This window comes from Bacillus sp. NMCC4, assembly GCF_002998555.1.
GTDB lineage: Bacteria > Bacillota > Bacilli > Bacillales > Bacillaceae > Bacillus.
Genome location: NZ_PVRA01000019.1, coordinates 1 through 1286 on the forward strand (window position 1 = coordinate 1; position 1286 = coordinate 1286).

Annotated in this window: 1 protein-coding gene; it reads right to left on the bottom strand. The window is 40.8% G+C overall.

Going from position 1 to position 1286, the window contains the following annotated elements; translation table 11 throughout:
• Positions 1 to 40 precede the first annotated feature (40 nt).
• A protein-coding gene (locus C6Y02_RS19125) for an IS3 family transposase (RefSeq protein WP_106031978.1) occupies positions 41 to 1191 on the bottom strand; the annotation gives its coding sequence in 2 pieces (ribosomal slippage) (positions 41 to 918 and positions 918 to 1191; 1152 coding nt in all).
• Positions 1192 to 1286 lie beyond the last annotated feature (95 nt).

The window sequence follows — 1286 nt, forward strand, 5'->3', positions numbered from 1 at the left end:
GGGACTGACCCCCGTTTTTGAGACAGGGATCAAAACACCTTTATACAGCCAATTGCCGATAGTTTATCGGTGATTGGTTGTTTAGTTTCGTTTGAATACGAATGTTGTTATAATAATAAATGTATTCTTTGACAGTGCGTTCTACGATGCTGGTCGTAGTGCGGTCAATCCTGTTAAGATAGAACGTTTCAGACTTTAGTGAGGAATGAAACGATTCGATGGAGGCATTATCAGCGGGCGTCCCTTTACGGGACATGCTCATGGTAATGCCTTTTATATGAACAGCTTTCTGATACTCGTAAGATGTATACACAGAACCTTGATCGCTATGTAACACGCAATTCTCAGGCAGTGCTGAGAGCTGATTAAGTGTGTTTAAGATAAAGTCTGTGTCCTGCTTATCACCAATCGTAAAAGCAATCACTTCTCCATTATATAAATCCAATATACTGGAAAGGTACAATTGTTTCTGTCCATAAGGCAAATACGTGATGTCCGTTACTAGTTTTTCAAGAGGGCGATCAGACTGAAAGTTCCGATCCAGTATATTACCGGCCACGGCATAGGGCTGCCCATTCTTCTTACGCTTTTTCATTTTAACCCGGCATTGCCACTGGTTTTTCTGCATGATACGTTGAACAGTTTTATGGTTAATACGCATTCTCATTTTTAGTATGGCTGTGATTTTTCGATAACCATATCGATATTTGTGCTTTCGGCACAACGTGCCGACCTGTTTCTCTAGTTGTTTTTTAGGATGATTCTGAGTCAGATCCTTTTTCCATCTATAATACGAAGTGCGTAAGATGCCTAAATGGACACAGATGTTCTGTACCGTCATCGTTTTGCACAATTCTTCTACCAGTTTGATTGACGTTTCCTTATCAACTTCCTTTCCAATTCGTTGTACTTTTTTAAAACTTCATTCTGTTGACTCAAATAGCGATTTTCTGCCTGCAGCCTCTCTAATTCGGAAGAGTACTCGGGACCCTTTCCATAGGTATATTGTTTTCCAACAGGCTGTTCGAACCGGTGTGTATCCCCAGCCTTATGCCACCTCACCCATGTCTGAACCTGCGTCTTATTCTTGATATTCAATTTCTGCATGATCTCTTTCATAGGTACGCCTGCCAATCTCATTTCTACAGCCTTCTGTTTGACTTCAACCGGATAACTCACTCTTGTCCCCATAGAAAAAACACCTCCATGTTTTATTTCGGATCACAACGATCCATTTTCAAACTTGAAGGTGTTTTTTATTTGTCTCATCTTATGGGGTCAGTCCC